Genomic DNA, 22,630 nt, shown 5'->3' on the forward strand with positions numbered 1-22,630 from the left:
AGGTTCTCGCGATCAGCCTACCGCGAGCTTGCGATCGAGCTCGGTCTCAGTGACCACGCGATTGCGGCCGAGCTTCTTGGCCAGATACAACGCACGATCGCAACGGTCGATCAGATCCGCCATCGATTCTCCGAACTGGAATTGGCCGACGCCGATCGAGACCGTGATGCGCGGCAGGGTTTCCCCGGTTGACCGGCGCGTGAACTGGCACTCCGAGATCGACCGGCGGATGCGTTCGGCGATCGCGGTGCAGGTCTCGAGGTCGGCCCGCGGAAGCACGGCAATCAGCTCCTCACCGCCATAGCGCGCCGGCAGATCCTTCTCCCGTACGCGCTCGCGCACCGCTTTCGCAACCAGGCGGAGCACCTGGTCGCCGACGCCGTGGCCAAAATTGTCGTTGAACTTCTTGAAGTGATCGACGTCGATCAGAAGCACGCTGAGCGGCTCATCCTGCTCCATGGCCGCGATCTGCGCCTGGCGGAAGAACTCCTCCAGCGCGCGGCGGTTCGGCAGGCCCGTCAGCGTGTCGGTCCGGGCCCGCTGCTCGGATTTGTTGAGGGAGTCGCGGATGGTGTCGAGCTCGCGCGACTTCTCCGCAAAGCTGGCTTCGAGCTTGGCCGCGCGTTCGGTGGCCTTGGCCAGCTCGCTCACCAGATTTTCAATCAGGGGCTTCGGATCGAAGCCGTCGCCGCTGCGGTCGGCAACGTCGTCGATCGCCTCGATCTGGGTCCGGTTCTCTGCAATGGCCGCCGTCAGGTACTGCTTGGCGGAATCCATCACGCCATAGAGCTGCTGCGACACCTTGTGAACCACCGCCGCATCGGCGCCTTGCGATCCGATGTAGGTATCATAGAGCGCCTGGCTCGTGGTCTTGTCGAACTTGCGCTTGTTGCTGATCAGGATGTCGACGGCCCGCTTCAAGTCGGACGCCGCACCCAGCGAGTATTGGAACCAGAGATGAAAGTTATTCGGTGTCGGCGGCACGTGCTGCTGCACCATCGCACGCAGCGCCTTGTCGGCGACAGAGGTCGCGTATTCGAAATCGAGCTCGTGGAAAGTGGCACTGGACACGATTTGAATGGGTCCCAGATACGGGCAGCAGAGCGCGCGCTGCGACGAGACTGTCCCACCCAAGTCTTAACCCCGCCTCAATCCGATCTCCGAGACTCGGCAGCAATCCCGTAAAAAACCTACCAAGTACCGTCGCTTAGCGCCCCGCCAGGCCGGTATCATCATGTGACCAGCCCATTGACCGGGCTGCAGATTTTATGGCCTAGTGCGGCGGATTTGATGGTCCGAACGGTTCGTCCGCACGTGTCATCGGAACTTCAAATCCAAGGCCGCACCAGAATCCCAGATTTGCTGGTGCTCCTGCTTTCCGAAGTTCGCAAACGAACGCGCCGCGATCGGGTGTGAACGTCGGAATGGGAGCACTGGTCCGCGTCTTCACTCGACGCGAATCCTCGAAAATTACAAGCGATTCCATGACATCCGAACGCTACAACGCCCGTGAAGCCGAGCCGCGCTGGCAGCGCGAATGGGACGAGAAGGCGATTTTCGCCGCCAAGAACGACGATCCGCGCCCCAAGTACTACGTGCTGGAGATGTTTCCCTATCCCTCCGGGCGAATCCATATCGGCCATGTCAGGAATTATACGCTCGGCGACGTTCTGGCCCGCTTCATGCGCGCCAAAGGCTTCAACGTGCTGCACCCGATGGGGTGGGACGCGTTCGGCCTGCCGGCCGAGAATGCGGCGATCGAGCGCAAGGTGGCGCCAAAGGCCTGGACCTACGACAACATCGCAGCGATGAAGAAGCAGCTGCGCTCGATCGGCCTGTCGCTCGACTGGAGCCGCGAATTCGCTACCTGCGATCCATCCTACTACAAGCACCAGCAGAGGCTCTTTCTCGATTTCATGACGGCGGGGCTGGTCGAGCGCGAGAAGCGCAAGGTCAACTGGGACCCGGTCGACATGACCGTGCTCGCCAACGAACAGGTGATCGACGGCCGCGGTTGGCGCTCGGGCGCTGTGGTCGAGCAGCGCGAGATGAACCAGTGGGTCTTCAAGATCACGAAGTACTCGCAGGAGCTGCTGGACGCGCTCGACAAGTTGGACCGCTGGCCGGACAAGGTGCGGCTGATGCAGCGCAACTGGATCGGCCGCTCCGAAGGCCTCTTGATCCGCTTCGCGCTGGATCCTGCAACGACGCCGGCCGGCGAGACAGAGCTGAAGATCTTCACCACGCGCCCCGACACCCTGTTCGGCGCCAAGTTCATGGCGATCTCGGCCGATCATCCGCTGGCGCAGGCCGCGGCCGCGAAGAACCCCGACCTCGCTGCCTTCATCGCCGAGATCAAGCGCATCGGCACGGCGCAGGAGATCATCGACACCGCCGAGAAGCAGGGTTTCGATACCGGCATCAGGGCCGTGCACCCGTTCGATCCAAGCTGGAAGCTGCCGGTCTATGTCGCGAACTTCGTGTTGATGGAATACGGCACCGGCGCGATCTTCGGCTGCCCGGCGCATGACCAGCGCGACCTCGACTTCGTCAACAAATACGGGCTCGGCAACACGCCAGTGGTCTGCCCGGAGGGGCAGGACCCCGGCACCTTCGTGATCACGGATACCGCCTATGACGGCGAAGGCCGCATGATCAATTCGCGCTTCCTCGACGGCATGAGCATTGCGCAAGCCAAGGAGGAGGTCGCCAAGCGGCTGGAAGGCGAGACGCGCAGCAATGCGCCGGTCGGTGAGCGCCAAGTGAACTTCCGCCTGCGCGACTGGGGCATCTCGCGGCAGCGCTACTGGGGCTGCCCGATCCCGGTGATCCACTGCCCAAAATGCGACGTCGTGCCGGTGCCGGCCGGCCAATTGCCGGTGACGCTGCCGGACGACGCCACCTTCGACAAGCCCGGCAATGCGCTCGACCATCATCCGACCTGGAAGCACGTCACCTGCCCCCAATGCGGGGCGAAGGCGCTGCGCGAAACCGACACGATGGACACCTTCGTCGATTCGTCCTGGTATTTCGCGCGCTTCACCGATCCCTGGAACGAGGCCTCGCCGACGACGCCTAAGGTCGCCAACCGGATGATGCCGGTCGACCAATATATCGGCGGCGTCGAGCACGCGATCCTGCATCTGCTCTACAGCCGCTTTTTCACCCGCGCGATGAAGGCAACCGGCCACGTGGCGATGGACGAGCCGTTCGCCGGCATGTTCACGCAAGGGATGGTCGTGCACGAGACCTACCAGAAGGCCGACGGCACCTATGTGAGCCCGGCCGAGGTCAAGATCGAGACCGGCGACAACGGCCGGCGCGCCGTGCTGGCGGCGACCGGCGAGGACATCACCGTCGGCCCGATCGAGAAGATGTCGAAGTCGAAGAAGAACACGGTCGACCCCGACGACATCATCGAGAGCTACGGCGCCGACGTCGCCCGCTGGTTCATGCTGTCGGACTCGCCGCCCGACCGCGATGTGATCTGGAGCGATGAGCGGGTGCAGGGCGCCGCGCGCTTCGTGCAGCGGCTCTGGCGGCTGGTCAATGAATCGGTCGAATTCAGCAAGGGTGCGCCCTCCTCCCGGCCGACGCAGTTCGGTGCCGACGCGCTGGTCCTGCGCAAGGCCGCGCACGGCGCGCTGGACAAGGTGTCGGGCGGCATCGAGCGGCTGCACTTCAATGTCTGCCTGGCTCACATCCGCGAATTCGCCAATGCGCTGGCCGAGGTGCTGGCAAAGGGCGGCAATCCCAGCGCGGACCTCGCCTGGTCCGTGCGCGAAGCGGCCACCATCCTGGTGCACCTGTTCTCGCCGATGATGCCGCATCTGGCGGAGGAGTGTTGGCAGGCGCTGGACCAGCCTGGGCTGGTCTCGGAAGCCGGCTGGCCACAAATCGAACCGGATTTGCTGGTTGAGGACAGCGTCACCCTGGTGGTCCAGGTCAACGGTAAGAAGCGCGGCGAAGTCACAGTCGCCAGCAATGCGCAGAATCCGGAAATTGAGGCTGCCGTTTTGGGCCTCGATGCAGTAAAATTGGCGCTGGACGGCAAACCTGTCCGCAAGGTGATCATCGTCCCCAAGAGGATCGTGAATGTCGTCGGCTAAGTTTCGGATCGCCTCTCGGCTCGTGGCCGTAGCCGCCCTGGCTGCGCTGACCGCGGGCTGTTTCCAGCCGATGTACGCCGAACATGCCGACGGCACGCCGGGCCTGCGCGACAAGCTGATGGCAATCGACCTGCCGCCGGTCGACAAGCCCACCGCCTCGCCGGAAGCGCGGATCGGCGTCGACATCCGCAATGCGCTCGCCTTCAAACTCTATGGCAATGCCACCGGCTCGCCGCCACTCTATAAGTTGGTCCTGAAATTCCAGACCACTCGCTCGTCGCTGATCATCGATCCCAATACCGGGCTGCCGACCACCGAGAATGTCGGGATCGACGCACAGTATAATCTGGTCGAACTCGCGACCAACAAATCGGTGATGACCGGCACGACCTTCGCCCGCACCTCCTATGACATTCCGGGCTCCTATCAGCGCTTCTCGCGTCTGCGCGCGTTCCGCGATGCCGAAGACCGGGCGGCCGATCAGATCGCCGAAAACATCAAGACCCGGCTAGCCTCCTATTTCAGCGCCGGCATCTAGCCAGCGCGCTCTGAAGAACCGTGGTCGCGCTACGCGGACAAGACATCAACGCTTTCCTCGCCAAGCCGGATGCGGCGCGGCCGGTCATCCTGCTCTACGGCCCCGATGCCGGCCTGGTGCGCGAGCGCGCCGACGCGTTGATCACCTCGGCGGTCGACGATCGCGATGATCCATTTTCAGTGGTCAAGCTGGACGGCGACGAGCTTGCCGCCGAACCCTCGAGGCTGATCGACGAAGCGATGACGGTGCCGCTGTTCGGCGGCCGCCGCGCCATCCGGGTCCGCGCCGGCGCCCGCAATTTTGCCAGCGGCATCGATACGCTCGCAGAGATGTCGCTGAAGGATTGCCGCATCGTCATCGAGGCCGGCGATCTCAGGCCGGAATCGCCGCTGCGCAAGGCGTGCGAACGATCCAAGACCGCGGTCGCGATCGGCTGCTATCCCGACACCGAGCGCGATCTGGCCAAGCTGATCGACGACGAGCTGCGCACGTCCAATCTGCGGATCGCGCCCGACGCTCGGGCCTCGCTGATGTCCCTGCTCGGCGGTGACCGTCAGGCCTCGCGCAACGAACTGCGCAAGTTGACCCTGTTCGCGCACGGCCAGGGCGAGGTGACGCTCGATCACGTGATGGCTGTGGTCGCTGACGCCTCCGAGATGAAGCTCGATCCGATCGTCGACGGCGCCTTCGGCGGCAAGCCCGAACTGGTCGAGACCGAGTTCGCCAAGGCGATGGTCGCCGGCACCTATCCCGGCCTCATTATTTCCGCAGCACAGCGCCATGCGGCCTGGTTGCACAAATCGGCGCTGGCGGTCGCAGCAGGCACGCCGGTCTCGGGGATCCTCGAAGGCGGATTCCCACGGCTGCATTTCTCACGCAAACCTGCTGCGGAAGTGGCGCTGCGAAATTTCTCCCCGGCGCGCCTGCTGCCGATCATCGATCAGCTCGCGACCGCCGCGCTGGAGGCGCGCAAGCAGCCGACGCTGGCCGCGGCGATCGCACAGCGCGCGCTGCTGTCGATTGCGGTCAGCGCCAGACGCCGCGGGTGATGGTTGCGTGGAAGACGTCGGACAGAAGTGACGCTTCGCCCTTCTCCTGAAGAGCCGGATGACCGCAACTTCGTCGAACGGCGCCGCTTGGACGAACTAATTATCAGCCCTGCTCCAACCGGCGCATCACCTCGTCGAGCTGTTCGAGGTTGCGGTAGCTGATTTGCACGGTACCGCCGGGATCGCGGTGATTGACCGACACCGTCAGACCCAGCGCGTCGCCGACGCGCTTCTCGAGTGCGAGCGTGTCGGCATCCTTCTTCTCGCCGGCAGACGCCGCACCGGCACGCGGCTTCTGCGGCTTGCGCTCCGGCACGCCCTCTTCATGCGCCAGCGCTTCGGTCTGACGGACATTGAGTCCCTCGGCGACGATGCGCTTCGCAGCGGACAGCGGGTCGGGCAAGTTAATCAGCGCCCGCGCATGGCCGGCCGAGATCTGACCGGTCGCGATCAAGCCCTGCACCTCCGCCGGCAGCTTCGTCAGTCGCATCATGTTGGCGACATGGCTGCGGCTCTTGCCAACGATCTTGGCGATGTCTTCCTGGCCGCGCTGAAACTCGTTGGCGAGCGCGTGATAGCCCTGCGCCTCTTCCATCGGATTGAGGTCTTCGCGCTGCACGTTCTCGATGATCGCAAGCTCGAGCGCGTCGCTGTCGCTGACATCGACCGGCACGATCGGCACCTCGTGCAGACCCGCGGCCTGCGAGGCGCGCCAGCGGCGCTCACCGGCGATGATCTCATAACGATCCTGCACGCCCTTCACCGGCCGCACCACGATAGGCTGGATCACGCCGTGCTGCTTGATGGAATTGGTCAGCTCGCCAAGCTCGGCCTCTGAGAAGGTACGGCGCGGGTTGCGCGGATTGGGCTTCAAGAATTCGATCGGCACCTTGCGCTGCGCACGCGGCCGCTCCGGCGGCGCGCCGGCTTCACGCCCGACATCTCCGATCAGACTTGCAAGACCGCGGCCCAAACGCGAACGCGCTTCATCGGCCATCGCCTTCTCCCTTGGACTCACGCCGTTCGACTCCTGCTCCCGTTTCCGATCCGGGACGCAGGAGCACAAGCGAACCCGAACTATCTCGATGCGATAACCGGTCCCGCAAAGCGCAAGCGTTGACCGATCCGGACTGATGGCGGGATCAGCTCGTCTTGAGCTCGCGCTCGCGCTGGATCACTTCGGTTGCAAGCTTGAGGTAGGCTTCGCTGCCGACGCACTTCAGATCATAGACCAGCACTGGCTTGCCGTAGGACGGCGCCTCCGAGATGCGCACGTTGCGCGGGATCATCGTGTTGTAGACCTTCGATCCCATGAACTGGCGCACGTCCGCCACCACCTGGTTCGACAGGTTGTTACGGGAGTCGAACATGGTGAGCACGATGCCATGGATCGACAGGTGCGGATTCAAGGTGGCGCGCACCTGCTCCACGGTTTGCAGCAGTTGCGACAGACCTTCGAGGGCGAAGAACTCACACTGCAGCGGCACCAGGATCGCATCGGACGCGGCCATCGCGTTGACCGTGAGCAGGTTCAACGACGGCGGACAATCGACCAGCACATAAGTGTAGTCGGCGTCGGGCGAGACATTGTTGTTGAGACCGGCGATCGCATCGCGCAGCCGGAACGCGCGGTTCGCGCTGGAGCCAAGCTCGAGCTCGAGACCGGAGAGGTCCATCGTCGAGGAGGCGATGTGCAGGCGCGGCACGGCGGTCGGCACCACCGCGTCGCGCAACGCGGCCTCGCCGATCAGAACGTCGTAGGTCGAGCAACTGCGGTTGCGCCGGTCGATGCCAAGTCCGGTCGAGGCATTGCCTTGCGGGTCGAGGTCGACGATCAGCACACGCTCGCCGATCGCGGCCAGCGCGGTCCCGAGATTGATGGCGGTCGTGGTCTTGCCCACCCCACCCTTCTGATTGGCGAGCGCGAGAATGCGCGGCTGGCCCTCTGGGTGCTGGGCCCTATCCTCTTGATAGACTTGATCAATTACGGTCATGCGCGGTCGCCATGTCTGTCGCGGGGGTCAGTTGCGTCGTTCGATATGATCGATCTCGACGATCCAGCCCTGTCCGCCCGTCCGGCTGGGATGAAGTTTCGCCGCAATCTTCCAATATTTGGTAGATTCGGTCAATTCTGACTCTACATCTTGACCCTTGAGAAACAGCGCCGTTGAGCCTCTGTTAACCAAGGGTTCCACAAAACTGATTAGCTGATGTAGCGGAGCCAGCGCACGCGCGGTGACGCAATCGATTCGCCCGCTCCAGTTCTCCACGATATCCCCGATTTCGGACAAATGCACGACGCCAGGTGCGCCGGTGACGCGAATCGCTTCGCGCAGGAATGCTGCTTTCTTGGCGATCCGTTCCACCAAGTGAACCTGCGCGCCCGGCGTTTCCGCCAAGGCACAGGCCAGGACCACGCCGGGAAAGCCGCCGCCGCTGCCGAGATCCATCCAGATCTTGGCCTGCGGCGCGAGCTCAAGGAGTTGCAGCGAGTCGGCGATATGCCGGGTCCAGATCTGCGGCAGCGTCGACGGCGCGACCAGATTGGTCTTGGCTTGCCACTCCCGCAACAAAGCAACATAGCGATCGAGCCGCGCTTCCGTTTCACGTGAAACGGACACGAGCCGCAACGCCGCTGCTTTGTCTGAAGCCAAGTCCATGGCGGCCGTTGGCCGCGCGTTTGGTTTCACGTGAAATGATCCCTCACCTTAAGCGGTCGCTTTGGCCCGTCGCGCCTCCCGGCGCAAATACGCCGCGAGGATGCCGAGCGCAGCGGGCGTCATGCCATCGATCCGGCTCGCCTGCCCTACTGTCCAAGGTCGCGCCGCGATCAGCTTGGCGCGCGCCTCATTGGAAAGGCCCGGGACTGCACCATAGTCGATATCGCCAAGCACCATGCCTTCATCACGCCGGAACGCATCGACATCCGCGCTCTGACGCTTGAGATAGACATCATATTTGGCATCGATCTCGAGATGGACGGCAATGCCCGGATCGATCGAACCTAGCTCCGGCCAGATCGCGCGGACATCGTCCCACCCCACTTCCGGATAGGCGAGGAGCTCAAACGCAGAGCGGCGCTGACCGTCCTTGTTCAAATTGAGCCCATGCTTGGCCGCCTCATTGGGGGTCAGAGTTAGTGATCGCGCGTGTGTCCTCGCCGCCTCCAGCGCCGCCATCTTTGACCGATGCCGCTCTGCGCGGAAACTGCCGACGCAGCCAAGAGCGATGCCCTTATCGGTCAGGCGTTGGTCGGCATTGTCAGCGCGCAGTGTCAGGCGATACTCGGCGCGCGAGGTGAACATGCGATAGGGCTCGCTGATGCCGCGCGTCACGAGATCATCGATCATCACCCCGAGATAACCATCGGCGCGGTCGAGCACGATGGCGTCGGCGTCGCCTGCCACCAACGCGGCATTGAGGCCGGCGACAAGGCCCTGTGCCGCCGCCTCCTCATAACCCGTGGTGCCATTGATCTGTCCGGCCAGGAACAGCCCCTTGAGCCGCTTGGTCTGCAGCGTCGGCTCAAGCTCCCGCGGATCGACGTGATCGTATTCGATAGCATAGCCAGGCCGGATCATCCTGACCCGCTCCAGTCCCGGAATGGTCGGCAGCAGCGCCAGCTGAACCTCTTCCGGCAGCGAGGTCGAGATCCCGTTCGGATAGACCGTGCTATCGTCCAGTCCTTCCGGCTCGAGAAAGATCTGATGACCATCGCGATCGCCGAAACGGACGATCTTGTCTTCCACCGACGGGCAATAGCGCGGGCCCGTGCTCTTGATCTGACCGGAATACATCGGCGACCGGTGGACGTTCGCCCGGATCACCTCATGCGTCGCCGCCGTGGTGCGGGTGATCCCACATTGAATTTGAGGCGTGACGATCTTGCCCGTAAGCACTGAAAACGGCTCTGGCGGATCATCGCCGGGCTGCATTTCGACCGCGCTCCAATCGATCGTCGTCCCATCGAGACGCGGCGGTGTCCCGGTCTTCAACCGTCCGAGCTTGAACCCGATCGCCTCGAGCGAACGGGACAACCCAAGCGCCGGCGCTTCACCGACCCGGCCAGCCGGCCAGTTCCTCTCACCGAGATGGATGAGACCCCGAAGAAACGTGCCGGTCGTGATCACGACGGCTCCGGCGGACAGGTGTCGTCCATCGCTCAGCTTGATGCCGCTCACGCGGCCGTCGAAAACGACGAGCTCGTCAGCCTCGCCCTCGATCACGTCCAGATTGGCGGTATCACTGATCGCAGCCTGCATCGCCACCGCATAGAGCTTCCGGTCGGCCTGCGCACGGGGACCGCGAACGGCTGGTCCCTTCCGGCGATTGAGTACCCGGAACTGGATGCCGCCGGCGTCCGCAACACGCCCCATCAATCCGTCCAGCGCATCGACTTCGCGAACCAGATGGCCCTTCCCGAGACCGCCGATAGCCGGATTGCAGGACATGGCGCCAATAGTTGCGAACCGATGCGTCACCAACGCGGTCCGAGCGCCCATTCGCGCCGCCGCAGCTGCCGCTTCACAGCCGGCATGGCCGCCGCCGATGACGATGACGTCGAAGGTCTTCATAGCTGTGCTCATGGATCGATATTTAGCGCCGGAAGGCGACCGTCGAAAGACGTTTCACGTGAAACAAGGAAGAGATGCGCGGGGCGCTGTTTCACGTGAAACACATGCGAGCAATCGTCCATCGTGTTTCACGTGAAACGGCCGGCCGGCCGGCCCCGACTTTAACCTCGCATTAAACATAGACGGAGATATCCGCGCCTACTTGCCAATGCAGAACTCGCGAAAGATGACGTCGAGCAAATCCTCGACATCGACCCGGCCAAGCAACTTTCCCAACGCGAAAGCGGCAATGCGCAGCTCCTCGGCGGCAAGCTCCTCCCCGAGCGAGACGACTTCCAGACTCCGCCGCAACGATACGGCCGTTTCCTCCAGAAGCTTTCGATGTCGTTCGCGACTGATCAGACCAGCCTCGGAGCTGCCGAAGTATTCGCCGGCGAATGCGACCAGCCCGTCGAGGAGCTCGGGGACGCCCTTCCCGTTCTTTGCAGCGATCCGATAGGTCGGCACACCACCATTCCGTTGGACGTCTACCCCATCGCCGCTCAGGTCGATCTTGTTCCGAAGCAGCCAAACCGGAGCTTCGCCATCGTAGTCGATCTTGGCTTCACCCCTCTCGGCGAGCCATAGCACCAGATCGGCGTCGGCCGCGCGTGCCCGCGCCCGACGGACACCCTCCTGCTCCACCGGATCATCCGTGTCCCGGATTCCGGCCGTGTCGATCACCGTGACCGGATAGCCGTCGAGGTCGAGCTGGACTTCGATCACGTCCCGCGTCGTCCCCGCGTGCGGAGAAACAATCGCGACGTCGCGCCGCGCGATCTGATTCATCAAGGTCGATTTGCCAACGTTCGGAGGCCCTGCGATCACGACCGTCAGACCTTCACGCAAGCGCTCGGCTCGACCGCCTTCGGCGAGGACGCTTTCGATCTCACCGAGCAGCGTCTCGATGCGCATCGTCGCGGGTCGCATCAGCTCCTGCGGCACATCGCCCTCGTCGGAGAAATCGATCCCGGCTTCGACCAACGCCGACGCCTCAATGATCTGGCGCCGCCATTCGCGCGCTCTATCCCCGAGGAGACCCCTGAACTGCTGTAGCGCCCGACGGCGCTGCCGGTCCGTGTCAGCATGGATCAGATCATCCAGGCCCTCGGCTTCGGTCAGATCTATCTTCCCGTTCTCGAAGGCACGCCGGGTGAATTCGCCGGGCTCCGCCGTGCGCATATTCGGGAGCGCCGAGAGAGCAGAAAACAACGTTGCAACGACCGCGCGACTGCCATGAATATGAAGCTCGGCGACGTCCTCCCCGGTGGCACTGGCCGGGGCGGGAAACCACAGCACCACCGCATCGTCGATTGGCTCGCCCGTAACATCACGCAGCAGCGCCCGTGTCGCGATCCGCGGACGCGGCAGCTGCCCTGCCAGGGTCTGCAGCGCGAACCCGGCCTGCGAACCCGACAGCCGGACGATCGCAATCGCGCTCGGCAGCCGTCCGGAGGACAAAGCAAAGATCGTTTGATCGTGAGGGTGCATGTGCCCTCAGGTGGACCTTCAGCGCCGCAAAAACAATCGATTTGCCGCAAGATGCTTTACGTTCGGCGGAGCGTCTGCCGGACACCGCAGCAAGCACCGGCCAACAAAAAGGGCGCCCGTAACGGCGCCCTTCGTAATCTGGTCTCCGAACCGTCGCTCAGGTGTTCATCGACTCGAAGAACTCGGCGTTGCTCTTGGTGTTGCGGAGCTTGTCGAGCAGAAAGTCGATCGCATCCATGGTGCCCATCGGATTGAGGATGCGCCGGAGCACGTACATCTTCTTGAGGTTCTGCGTGTCGGTGATGAGTTCTTCCTTGCGGGTGCCGGAGCGGGCGATGTCGATCGCCGGGAAGGTCCGCTTGTCCGCAACCTTGCGGTCGAGGATCAGCTCGGAGTTGCCGGTGCCCTTGAACTCTTCAAAGATGACCTCGTCCATGCGACTGCCGGTATCGACCAGCGCGGTCGCGATGATCGTGAGCGAACCGCCTTCCTCGATGTTGCGGGCTGCGCCGAAGAACCGCTTCGGGCGCTGCAGCGCATTGGCGTCGACACCGCCGGTCAGCACTTTGCCCGAGGATGGCACCACCGTGTTGTAGGCGCGGCCGAGACGCGTGATCGAGTCCAGCAGAATGACAACGTCGCGGCCGTGCTCGACCAGGCGCTTGGCCTTCTCGATCACCATCTCCGCGACCTGGACATGACGCACCGCCGGCTCGTCGAAGGTCGACGACACCACCTCGCCCTTCACCGAGCGCTGCATGTCGGTGACTTCTTCCGGACGTTCATCGATCAGAAGAACGATGAGGTAGCACTCTGGATGATTAGCCGTGATGGAATGTGCGATGTTCTGCATCAGCACGGTCTTGCCGGTCCGCGGCGGCGCGACGATCAGTGCGCGCTGGCCCTTGCCGATCGGCGCCACAATGTCGATGACGCGTGACGACAGATCCTTCCGGGTCGGATCTTCAATCTCGAGCCGGAAACGCTCATCCGGAAACAGCGGCGTCAGATTGTCGAAATTGACCTTGTGCTTGGACTTCTCGGGATCCTCGAAGTTCAGCGTATTGACCTTCAGCAGCGCAAAATAGCGTTCGCCTTCCTTGGGGCTGCGGATGTGGCCTTCGATCGTATCACCTGTGCGCAAACCGAACCGGCGGATTTGCGACGGCGAAACGTAGATGTCGTCTGGGCCGGGAAGATAATTGGCGTCCGGCGAACGCAGAAAGCCGAAGCCGTCAGAGAGGACTTCGACGACGCCTTCCCCGATAATGTCGGTCTCAGCGATCGCGAGCTGTTTGAGGATGGCGAACATCAGCTCCTGCTTTCGCATCGTGCTGGCGTTCTCGACCCCGTTTTCCTCAGCAAAGGTGACAAGCTCGGCCGGTGTTTTCGACTTGAGGTCCTGAAGTTTAATTTCCCGCATTGGGAGGTCCTGTGGAACGACTTGGGAAGGATGCGAAGTGGCTGTGGGAAGCGCGGACGGAAAAGAAGGTCCGCAGGTCTAAGCAAAGTTGGCGCCATGGAGGCACCAAACCTGATGCGGCGGCCGGTCAAACCGGAACGCAACCACATCCGCCTGCGTGGGGTGGGGATGACCTCAATATAGAAAATCGCATCTCATTGCGCAAGGCGCCACGCAGCAAACTGTCATGCTGGTTTTACCGGTCTAAAACGGCTTTACAATCACGAGGATAACGATGCCGATCATCAGTACCGTCGGTAGCTCATTGATGATGCGATAGAAACGCTGGGTGTGCGTATTGCGGTCGGCTGCGAACTCCCTGACCCAGCGTGAAAAGAACCCGTGAACGCCGGACATGATCAGGACCAGCAGGAATTTGACGTGGAACCAGCCGGCCATATACCAGCCGCCGGCCCAGACCAGATACAGCCCGGCGAGCCAGGTCACGATCATGGCCGGGTTGATGATCGCCTTGAACAGCCGCCGTTCCATGACCTTGAAGGTCTCGGACTGCTTGGAGCCGATCTCGGCTTCGCAGTGATAGACGAACAGTCGGGGCAGATAGAGCATGCCGGCCATCCACGAGATGACCGCAATGACGTGCAGCGCCTTGATCCACTCATACATCGAGACGAGCAATCCTCTGGTGGGCCGATCCCTCTTGCAGAGGAGACATATCCGCTCGCTCGATGCCCTCCAAACCAAATAAATTTTGAATCTTAAGGTTTGAGTCTAGGTAGACGTGGATTGGACTCATGCAATGCAGCTCGCAGCTTTCGCCCAGCTTCTTCACATCCCTCAACAAGCCGGTGCTGAACCTCTGCCGGCGGCACAAGACAATGCATCTCAGGGACTTGCGCAGAGTGATCGACAGCTTATCCAGAGACAAGCGAGCTTCGTCCCGATATCATCGCGCCATCGGGTCGACTTATCCTGGCGGGCAGGCATGTGTAGAAGATTGGCGGTTATCCAAAGCCTCCGGGGTGAGGCCGCTTTTTTCGGCGCATCCTTCACCGAGATTCACAGATTGTTAGGGAATTGATGCCCACCACCGGCAACTATTTTCACCTGCATTTGGTTTCGGACTCGACCGGCGAAACCTTGATTACGGTCGCCCGTGCGGTGGCCGCGCAATACACCAACATCACACCCGTCGAGCATGTATATCCGCTGGTCCGCAGCCAGAAGCAGCTCGACCGCGTGCTCGACGAGATCGAGGAATCACCGGGCATCGTGCTGTTCACGCTGCTCGAGAAGGATCTGGTCAGCCGGCTGGAGGCCAAGTGTCAGGAAGTCAACATCCCTAGCCTGTCGATCATCGGGCCGGTGATGCAGCTGTTCGAAGCCTATCTGGGCGCGGCGACCGCCGGTCGCGTGGGCGCGCAGCATGTGCTCAATGCGGAATATTTCGCACGCATCGATGCGCTGAATTACACCATGCTCCACGATGATGGGCAGCTGGTCGAGGATCTCGAAGGAGCCGAGGTCGTGCTGGTCGGCGTGTCCCGCACCTCGAAGACGCCGACCTCGATCTATCTCGCCAATCGCGGGGTGCGCACGGCCAACGTGCCGCTGGTCCCCGGCATTCCGATCCCGCATCAGCTTGAAAATTTGAAGAAGCCTCTGGTCGTCAGCTTGCATGCGACGCCGGAACGGCTGATCCAGGTGCGACAGAACCGGCTGCTCAGCATGGGCGCCGACACCAGCAACGAGACCTATGTCGACAAGCAGTCGGTGGCTGAAGAGGTCGCCTATGCGCGCAAGCTCAGCGCGAAGTTCGACTGGGTCATGCTCGATGTCACGCGTCGCTCGATCGAGGAGACGGCGGCTGCAATCCTGAAACTCTATTCCGACCGGCAGCGACAGCGACTGCTGGAGTGATGAGCGCGACATGACTTTATGGCGCGGCGAAGTGCCGCTTGTCCTTGCCTCCCAGAGCCGGGCGCGGCGAACGCTGCTCGAGAATGCCGGACTGGCCTGCGTGGCCGAGCCGGCCGATATCGACGAGCGTGCGATGCAGACGGAATCCGGTCTGGTTGCGCCCTATGAGCTCGCGCTGCATCTCGCAAAGGCCAAGGCGCTGGCGGTCTCGGCCACGAAGCCCGGTGCCCACGTCGTCGGAGCCGACCAGACGCTGGCGCTGGGTGACCGTCTGTTCAACAAACCCGCGGGCCGTGATGAGGCCCATCGGCAATTGCTCGCGCTTGCCGGTCGGACCCATGCGCTGCATTCGGCCATCGCGGTTGCCCGCGACAGCGAGGTGGTGTTCTCGCATGTCGCGGTCGCTTGGATGTCGATGCGGCCGCTGAGCGAGACCGATATTTCGGCCTATCTCGACGAGGCCGGGGCGGCGGTCACGACGAGCGTCGGCGCCTATCAGCTCGAAGGGCTCGGCGTGCATCTGTTCGATCGTATCGATGGTGATCATTTCACCATCCTCGGCCTGCCGCTGCTGCCGCTGCTGGCCTTCTTCAGAGATGCGCAGCTGCTCGCAATGTAACGGCTGGCCGCGCAGACCGGAGAGAGGCGAATGAAAGTGCTTGGGCTGACCGGCTCGATCGGGATGGGCAAATCAACGACGGCAAAGCTGTTCGCCGAGGCCGGCGTTCCGGTCTACGATGCCGATGCTACGGTCCATAAGGTATATGAGGGCGAAGCCGTGCCTGCGATCGAGGCCGCCTTCCCTGGCACCACTCTCAATGGCAAGGTCGATCGCACCAAACTGTCGGCGAGGGTCGTCGGCGATCCCGAGGCGATCAGGCGGCTCGAGGGAATCGTCCATCCGATGCTGCGCTCCTATCATCAGAGGTTTCTCGAGGATGCCGAGCGGTCGGGGGCCGCGGTCGCGGTGGTCGATGTGCCACTGTTGTTCGAGACCGGCGGCGATAAACGTGTCGATGCGGTTGTCGTGGTTACGACATCGCCGGAGATTCAACGCGAGCGCATTCTGGCACGTGGGACCATGTCGCGTGAGGCGCTCGATGCTATTCTGGCTCGCCAAATGCCCGATGAGGAAAAGCGCAAGCGGGCCGATTTCGTCGTGGATACGTCACACGGACTCGAGCCCGTACGGGCCCGTATTCGCGACATCCTCGATCAGCTTGTTAAGATGCCGCGGCGGCGAAGCTGATTCGTGACGGTCAAGCCGATCTGACGGACCAGACAAGACATGCGTGAAATCGTTCTCGACACGGAAACCACAGGCCTCGATCCCTTGCGTGGCGATCGGCTGGTCGAGATCGGCTGTATCGAGATTTTCAACCGCATGCCGACGGGCCAGGTCTTTCATCGCTACATCAACCCGGAACGCGACATGCCGGCCGAGGCCTTCGCGGTTCACGGACTGTCGACCGAATTTCTCGCGACCAAGCCGCTGTTCCACGAGATCGTGGAGGAGTTTCTGACCTTCATCGGCGATGCGCCGCTGGTCATTCATAATGCGTCATTCGACGTCGGTTTCATCAACGCCGAACTCGACCGCGTGAGGCGGGCACCGATTCCGCGCGAGCGGCTGGTCGATACCTTGTTGCTGGCACGCCGGAAGCATCCAGGCGTGTCGAACCGGCTGGATGATCTCTGCTCCCGTTACGCGATCGATAATTCCCGCCGCACCAAGCACGGCGCGTTGCTCGATGCTGAGCTGCTCGCCGAAGTCTATGTCGATTTGGTCGGGGCGCGGCAGTCGCAGCTCATCCTGACCCAGGAGAGTGCGGAGATTCGTGTCGGGACATCCACCGACATGCCGCGTCGGCAACGTGACGTGCCGCTTGCGCCGCGGATTTCCGAGGCAGAACGCGAGGCCCATCGCGCCTTTATCGCAACTCTGGGCGATAAGCCGCTCTGGACTGATTTCATGCCGGGAACGTGATCCGCCTCGGCCTATTGGCCTGACGGATCACGCGCCTTCGTCTCAATTCACCCGACGATATTCACTTGGCGGTCTTCGTCTAGCAGCGCTCAGCTCAGCTGACCCTGGCCAGCTGCCTGCCGTTCCATGTTCTGCCGGTACAGGCCGACGAAATCCACCGGGTCCAGCATCAGCGGCGGGAACCCGCCGTCGCGTACCGAAGTCGCCACGATCTCGCGAGCGAACGGGAACAACAGCCGGGGGCACTCGATCAGCAGCATCGGCGACAGGTTTTCGCGGGGGATGTTGACCAGCCGGAACACGCCGCCATAGACGAGTTCGAAGCTGAACATCAGCTTGCCGGCGCTTTCGGCCTTGCCGTCGATCGACAGCGTCACCTCGTACTCGTTCTCGGCGATGTTGTTTGCACCGACATTGATCTGAATGTTGATCTGCGGCGGCTGGGCCTGCGGGGACAGCGACTGCGGCGCATTCGGATTCTCGAACGAGAGATCCTTGGTGTACTGCGCCAGGACGTTCAGCTGGGGAGGAGGGGCTGCCTCGGGAGTGGCGCCGTTACCATTGGTCATGAAGTGTTCTCCTGGCACAAAAAGGGCGAATTATCGCGGCGCGTGGCTAACATACGGCCGGTCTGTTCCACAAGGACGAGCGTGGGAAGGACGGATGTCAGCTCCTGCGGCGGACCCGTTTTTACCGACCGCCATCACGCCAGCCACGCAACCCTAACGGCCGGTAAACACTTGAACGGGCATTAATTCCCGGCGGGATCGGATTTCCCCTCCGTTCCGAAACAGGTTACAATCCCGCGCCAGAATGCGTCATTGGCTGGGCTCAATTGAGTGACTACATCGAGGCGATAATCGACCCGGTAGTCTCAGCCGGCTTTGAAACAGCGAGCCCGACGGTCGATTTCGTGGCCGGCGCGAGAAGTCAGAAAGCGAAAACGACGTGGATATCTATACCATCATCTTCCTGGCGCTGGCGGTCTTTATCTTTGTGCGCCTGCGCGCCGTGCTTGGGCAGCGGACCGGTAGCGAGCGTCCACCCTTCGATCGGGCCGCTCGGAACGCTGTCCAGGGTGCGCCTGATAGTAATGCCATGCCGGTTCCAGGCAAACTGATCGAGCCGGCCGCGCCTCTGCAGACGGCCGACTTGGCTCCTGCAGCCGACCGCTGGAAGGGACTGGCCGAACCGGGCAGCGCGCTGGCCCGGGGTTTGGACGGCATCGCCGCCCAGGACTCCGCTTTTGACCCGCGCCATTTCATCTCGGGTGCGCGCAGCGCCTACGAGATGATCGTGCTGGCCTTTGCCAATGGCGATCGCCGCGCGTTGCGCGACCTGTTGTCGCCGGACGTTTATGACAGCTTCGAAGCGGTCATCAAGGATCGCGAGAAGCACGAGCAGACGAACGAGACCCGCTTCGTCTCGATCGACAAGGCCGAACTGGTCGGGGCCGAGCTGCGCGACCGCACCGCGCAGCTGACGGTGCGCTTCGTCTCGCAGATGATCTCCGTCACGCGCGACAAGGCGGGCACGATCGTCGACGGCAATCCGGACAAGGTCGCCGATATCACCGACATCTGGACTTTTGCCCGCGACGTCACCTCGCGCGATCCGAACTGGAAACTGATCGGCACCGGCAGCCATTGAGGTCAGGCAGCGGCGCCGTGCACGGCTCCGCTATGGAGGAGGACAGATAGAACATCGTGAGAGCATCGCCGAGGCACTGAGGCGCAGCGCTCGTGGGTATTCTTGTCTAAGTCTTAATTTCCAAGGTTCGCGTTGAGTGGTGTTTAGATGGTGCAGCGATGGTTCGCGAATTTTGGAAGCTGCCTTTTTCAGGCAATCGCCTCAACTACGCTGTCGCGGCGCTTGGCTTGACCGCGGCTGCGGGCGTGCTGACGCCCTATGCCGCCGAAGCTGTTCGCGCCGCCCGCCGTCATGAGCCGGTAGTACCGGCCCGCCACCTCCCCTACCCGCATTTGGACTGGCCGCTGCAGATCGCCGGCAGCCAATATGTTCCGTTATCCTGGGCCGAGGTTCCCGGCTGGACCGACGATGATCATCTGGCGGCGTATCGGACATTCCGTGCGAGCTGTAAGCCGATCGCCGCGCAGCAGAATGCTGTCGCTGATCCGAAAATCCCCAACGCAAACGGCGGCGAGCCAAAAGCGCTGGGCGACTCCTTGCGCGATCCTTGCCGCGCAGCGCAATCGCTCGATATCTCCGACGGCACCAAAGCACGGGCCTTCTTTGAAGCTCACTTCCTGCCCTTGAAGATTTCACGACTGGGCGACAGCGACGGCTTCGTCACCGGCTATTACGAGCCGGTCTTGGACGGATCGCGCACGCAGAATGAAGTCTACAATGTCCCGGTCTATCGCCGGCCTTCCAACCTGTTCGTGCGAGGCTTCAAGCAGGATGCGCCGAGCTTGCCTAACAAGGGGCCGGTCTACCGCAAGATCGGACGCCGCAAGCTCGTGCCCTATTACGACCGTGCTGCGATCGAAGACGGTGCGATCGAAGGTCGCGGACTCGAAATCTGCTGGCTCAAGAGCCAGACCGACTTGCTGTTCATGCAGATCCAGGGCTCGGCACGTATTCAGCTCGACGACAGCTCGACCCTTCGCGTCAATTATGACGCCTATAACGGTTACCCCTACACGCCCGTCGGCCGCATTCTGATCGAACGCGGCATCATCCCCCGCGAAGAGATGTCGATGCAGCGGATCAGGGAGTGGATGGAGCAGAATCCGAACGCTGCGGACGAAGTTCGCCGGCAGAATCGGTCCTACATCTTCTTTCGCGAGGTGCAGCTCTCGGATAAGGACGAAGCGGTGGGCGCACAGGGCATTCCGCTGACACCGGGACGATCGATCGCCGTCGACAAGTCGCTGCATGTCTATGGTACGCCGTTCTTCATCACCGGCGAGTTGCCGATCGAATCGGAGCGCTCCAAGACCGCGTTCCACCGGCTGATGATCGCGCAGGACACCGGCTCGGCCATCGTCGGGCCCGCGCGGGCCGATCTCTATTTCGGTGCCGGTGCGGACGCAGGCAAGGTTTCCGGTCGGCTCAAGCACAACATGGAATTCGTAATGCTCGTGCCGAAAAGTCTCGATCCAGTGGCGCGGGGCCACAAGATGCCGCTGCCGGATTCGCGACCGTCGGAGAAGATCGCCAAGCTGTTTCCGCAGCTACCGCCCAAGGATCCGGACCAAGCCAAGGATCAAACGAAGGATCGGAAGTCCGCGGCAGTCGTTCCCGACCCGGCCCCACCTGCTGCTGCCGCTGCCGCTTCAGCCCCGGCATCCGCAGCGAATTCGCCTGCCTCATCGGCTGCGAGCGCGGCGCAAGCCGTGCCGCTGCCGGAGCCGAGGCCCAGCATCGAAAGTGATGCAACGATCAGCCGCTCTCATCGTGGCCGGCATCACCGTCATCGCCAATGAAACCGCCGTCGCAGGATCCGAAGTCACCGCGCGGTCGACGGCGCGGCTTGAGCGAAGAAGATCGCGCTTTGTGGGAGACCGTAATCAAGCAGGTCAGGCCGCTGCGCAAGAAGCCACGTCCGACCAAGCCGCATCCGCCGATGTCGGCGCCTGAGCCGGTCCTCGCAAAACCAAGTTCACCGCGTCCGGTTACTCCGATCCCGGTGCCGAAACCTGCAAAGGCTCCGATGCCGCCGCTGGCGCCGCTCGGCCGCCGTGAACGCGCGCGCCTGTCGCGCGGCCGCAACGAGATCGACGCGCGGCTCGACCTGCACGGCATGACCCAACATCGGGCGCACCAGGCGCTGCATCTATTTCTGCAGCGGGCGCATCATGAAGGCCTGACCTTCGTGCTCGTGATCACCGGTAAGGGCACGGTCGGCAGCGACCCCGAGCGGGGGGTGCTGCGGCGGCAGGTGCCGCAATGGCTGAGCCTGCCGGAATTCCGCTCCCTCATCGTCGGCTTCGAGGAGGCCCATATTGGCCACGGCGGCGCCGGGGCACTCTATGTGCGGATCCGGCGCACCCGAGCTTAAGCCGCAAGAATGCGAGACGGGGGTACACCGCGCGTTTCTGCGTCCGAGCGCTTCTCGCGGGAATGACAGGGTCGAGAACTACAAAATGAACCGGCTCAGGTCGGCGTTCTTGGCGAGGTCGCCGATGTGCTGCTGCACGTAGTCGGCATCGACCCGGATGGTCTCGCCGCCGCGGTCGGATGCGGTAAAGGAGATGTCGTCCAGCACCCGCTCCATGACGGTCTGCAGCCTGCGCGCGCCGATGTTCTCGACCGTGGAATTAACGGCCACCGCGACGTCAGCCAACGCGTCGATGGCATTGTCGGTGATCTCGAGGGTGACGCCTTCCGTCTGCATCAGGGCGACATACTGCTTGATCAGCGAAGCCTCCGGCTCGGTCAGGATCCTGCGCATGTCGTCGCGGCTGAGCGCCTGCAGCTCGACCCGGATCGGCAGGCGGCCCTGCAGCTCCGGCAGCAGGTCGGACGGTTTGGCGATGTGGAAGGCACCCGAAGCGATGAAGAGGATGTGATCGGTCTTGACCGCACCGTGCTTGGTCGAGACCGTGGTTCCTTCGATCAGCGGCAGCAAATCGCGCTGGACGCCCTCGCGCGAGACATCGCCGCCGGCACGGTTTTCGCGGACGCAGATCTTGTCGATCTCATCCAGGAACACGATGCCGTTGTTCTCGACCACGCTGATCGCTTCCTGCACCAACTGGTCGTTGTCGAGCAGCTTGTCGGATTCCTCGTTGATGAGGATCTCGTGCGAGCCTGCCACCGTCAGGCGCCGCGTCTTGGTGCGCCCTCCCATCTTGCCGAACAGATCGCCGATCGAGATTGCACCCATCTGCGCGCCCGGCATGCCCGGAATCTCGAACATCGGAAAACCGCTGCCGGAGGATTGCGTCTCGACCTCGATCTCCTTGTCGTTGAGCTCGCCGGCGCGCAGCTTGCGGCGGAACGAGTCCCGCGTGGCAGCACTAGAGTTCGCGCCAACCAGTGCGTCGAGCACGCGCTCTTCGGCGGCGAGCTGGGCGCGCGCGGCGACATCCTTGCGCTTGCGCTCGCGCACCTGGATGATTGCGATCTCGACGAGGTCGCGGATGATCTGCTCGACGTCGCGGCCGACGTAGCCGACCTCGGTGAATTTGGTGGCTTCGACCTTGAGGAACGGCGCGCCGGCGAGCTTTGCCAGGCGCCGCGCGATCTCGGTCTTGCCGACGCCTGTCGGCCCGATCATCAGGATGTTTTTGGGCAGCACCTCTTCGCGCAAGCCGGCGTCGAGCTGCAGCCTCCGCCAGCGGTTGCGCAGCGCGATGGAGACCGCGCGCTTGGCGTCGGCCTGGCCGACGATGAAGCGGTCGAGTTCGGAGACGATTTCGCGGGGGGAAAAGTCGGTCATGGACTTTAGCTAGGGCTGGTTTGGGATCGGGGCAAGCCGGGTTGCTGCCGCAATGTCCGGCCGTCGGCTCGGGTCGGCGGACACAGCGCGAAG

General features: G+C 62.8%; 20 protein-coding genes. 10 read left to right on the top strand and 10 right to left on the bottom strand.

Annotated elements, in window-relative coordinates; translation table 11 throughout:
- Nucleotides 1-12 precede the first annotated feature (12 nt).
- Complete coding sequence (locus tag QX071_RS03420) at nt 13-999, bottom strand: GGDEF domain-containing protein (RefSeq protein ID WP_315703141.1); 987 nt, start codon at nt 997-999, stop codon at nt 13-15.
- Nucleotides 1,000-1,484: 485 nt separating this feature from the next.
- On the opposite strand from QX071_RS03420, the gene leuS reads away from it, so the two are divergent.
- Genes leuS through holA form a run of 3 tightly spaced genes read left to right on the top strand, consistent with a single transcriptional unit; the run spans nt 1,485 to nt 5,696 of the window.
- Nucleotides 1,485-4,109, top strand: coding sequence for a leucine--tRNA ligase (gene leuS, locus QX071_RS03425; protein ID WP_315702269.1), 2,625 nt, complete (start codon nt 1,485-1,487; stop codon nt 4,107-4,109).
- On the top strand, nt 4,096-4,647 hold the full coding sequence (gene lptE, locus QX071_RS03430) for an LPS assembly lipoprotein LptE (protein ID WP_315702268.1): 552 nt from the start codon (nt 4,096-4,098) through the stop codon (nt 4,645-4,647). Before leuS ends, lptE begins: the two co-directional genes overlap by 14 nt.
- Before the next feature lie 20 nt (nt 4,648-4,667).
- The gene (gene holA, locus QX071_RS03435; RefSeq protein WP_315702267.1) at nt 4,668-5,696 is read left to right on the top strand and encodes a DNA polymerase III subunit delta; all 1,029 of its coding nucleotides are present in this window, start codon (nt 4,668-4,670) and stop codon (nt 5,694-5,696) included.
- A 103-nt stretch (nt 5,697-5,799) separates the two neighbouring features.
- On the opposite strand, the gene QX071_RS03440 is transcribed toward holA, so the two are convergent.
- The 7 genes from QX071_RS03440 to hemJ all read right to left on the bottom strand — a co-directional run bounded on the left by QX071_RS03440 (nt 5,800) and on the right by hemJ (nt 13,889).
- Nucleotides 5,800-6,693 (bottom strand): ParB/RepB/Spo0J family partition protein, encoded by an 894-nt coding sequence (locus QX071_RS03440; RefSeq protein ID WP_315702266.1) that lies wholly within the window; start codon nt 6,691-6,693, stop codon nt 5,800-5,802.
- Between the two features lie 145 nt (nt 6,694-6,838).
- Nucleotides 6,839-7,690: a ParA family protein gene (locus QX071_RS03445; protein WP_315702265.1), complete on the bottom strand. Its 852-nt coding sequence runs from the start codon at nt 7,688-7,690 to the stop codon at nt 6,839-6,841.
- A gap of 27 nt (nt 7,691-7,717) precedes the next feature.
- Nucleotides 7,718-8,356, bottom strand: a complete 639-nt coding sequence (gene rsmG, locus QX071_RS03450; RefSeq protein ID WP_315703140.1) for a 16S rRNA (guanine(527)-N(7))-methyltransferase RsmG — start codon at nt 8,354-8,356, stop codon at nt 7,718-7,720.
- A gap of 48 nt (nt 8,357-8,404) precedes the next feature.
- A complete protein-coding gene (gene mnmG / locus QX071_RS03455) occupies nt 8,405-10,270 on the bottom strand; it encodes a tRNA uridine-5-carboxymethylaminomethyl(34) synthesis enzyme MnmG (protein ID WP_409998043.1) in 1,866 nt (621 codons plus the stop codon).
- Between the two features lie 198 nt (nt 10,271-10,468).
- Nucleotides 10,469-11,800, bottom strand: a complete 1,332-nt coding sequence (mnmE, locus tag QX071_RS03460) for a tRNA uridine-5-carboxymethylaminomethyl(34) synthesis GTPase MnmE (protein WP_315702263.1) — start codon at nt 11,798-11,800, stop codon at nt 10,469-10,471.
- A 157-nt stretch (nt 11,801-11,957) separates the two neighbouring features.
- A complete protein-coding gene (rho, locus tag QX071_RS03465) occupies nt 11,958-13,223 on the bottom strand; it encodes a transcription termination factor Rho (protein WP_315702262.1) in 1,266 nt (421 codons plus the stop codon).
- Nucleotides 13,224-13,466: 243 nt separating this feature from the next.
- On the bottom strand, nt 13,467-13,889 hold the full coding sequence (hemJ, locus tag QX071_RS03470) for a protoporphyrinogen oxidase HemJ (RefSeq protein ID WP_315702261.1): 423 nt from the start codon (nt 13,887-13,889) through the stop codon (nt 13,467-13,469).
- Between the two features lie 414 nt (nt 13,890-14,303).
- On the opposite strand from hemJ, the gene QX071_RS03475 reads away from it, so the two are divergent.
- The 4 genes from QX071_RS03475 to dnaQ are packed head-to-tail and all read left to right on the top strand — an operon-like array spanning nt 14,304 to nt 17,130.
- Nucleotides 14,304-15,143 (top strand): pyruvate, water dikinase regulatory protein, encoded by an 840-nt coding sequence (locus QX071_RS03475; protein ID WP_315702260.1) that lies wholly within the window; start codon nt 14,304-14,306, stop codon nt 15,141-15,143.
- A gap of 10 nt (nt 15,144-15,153) precedes the next feature.
- Complete coding sequence (locus QX071_RS03480; protein WP_315702259.1) at nt 15,154-15,762, top strand: Maf family protein; 609 nt, start codon at nt 15,154-15,156, stop codon at nt 15,760-15,762.
- Nucleotides 15,763-15,792: 30 nt separating this feature from the next.
- The gene (coaE, locus tag QX071_RS03485; protein WP_315702258.1) at nt 15,793-16,392 is read left to right on the top strand and encodes a dephospho-CoA kinase; all 600 of its coding nucleotides are present in this window, start codon (nt 15,793-15,795) and stop codon (nt 16,390-16,392) included.
- Between the two features lie 39 nt (nt 16,393-16,431).
- Entirely contained in the window at nt 16,432-17,130 is a 699-nt protein-coding gene (dnaQ, locus tag QX071_RS03490; protein ID WP_315702257.1) for a DNA polymerase III subunit epsilon, read from the top strand.
- 89 nt (nt 17,131-17,219) lie between these two features.
- Here the strand turns inward: dnaQ and secB are convergent, their stop codons facing one another.
- Nucleotides 17,220-17,699 (bottom strand): protein-export chaperone SecB, encoded by a 480-nt coding sequence (secB, locus tag QX071_RS03495; RefSeq protein ID WP_315702256.1) that lies wholly within the window; start codon nt 17,697-17,699, stop codon nt 17,220-17,222.
- Nucleotides 17,700-18,078: 379 nt separating this feature from the next.
- On the opposite strand from secB, the gene QX071_RS03500 reads away from it, so the two are divergent.
- The 3 genes from QX071_RS03500 to QX071_RS03510 all read left to right on the top strand — a co-directional run bounded on the left by QX071_RS03500 (nt 18,079) and on the right by QX071_RS03510 (nt 21,154).
- A complete protein-coding gene (locus QX071_RS03500) occupies nt 18,079-18,780 on the top strand; it encodes a Tim44/TimA family putative adaptor protein (RefSeq protein WP_315702255.1) in 702 nt (233 codons plus the stop codon).
- A gap of 158 nt (nt 18,781-18,938) precedes the next feature.
- Entirely contained in the window at nt 18,939-20,579 is a 1,641-nt protein-coding gene (locus tag QX071_RS03505; RefSeq protein WP_315702254.1) for a murein transglycosylase A, read from the top strand.
- On the top strand, nt 20,576-21,154 hold the full coding sequence (locus QX071_RS03510; RefSeq protein ID WP_315702253.1) for a Smr/MutS family protein: 579 nt from the start codon (nt 20,576-20,578) through the stop codon (nt 21,152-21,154). The genes QX071_RS03505 and QX071_RS03510 overlap by 4 nt, the downstream gene beginning before the upstream one ends.
- A gap of 78 nt (nt 21,155-21,232) precedes the next feature.
- Here QX071_RS03510 and hslU read toward each other — a convergent pair whose 3' ends face one another.
- Nucleotides 21,233-22,537 carry an ATP-dependent protease ATPase subunit HslU gene (gene hslU, locus QX071_RS03515; protein ID WP_315702252.1) on the bottom strand — a complete coding sequence of 435 codons (1,305 nt, stop codon included), beginning with the start codon at nt 22,535-22,537 and terminating at the stop codon, nt 21,233-21,235.
- Between the last annotated feature and the right edge of the window lie 93 nt (nt 22,538-22,630).

Source organism: Bradyrhizobium sp. SZCCHNS1022 (assembly GCF_032484835.1).
Classification (GTDB): domain Bacteria; phylum Pseudomonadota; class Alphaproteobacteria; order Rhizobiales; family Xanthobacteraceae; genus Bradyrhizobium.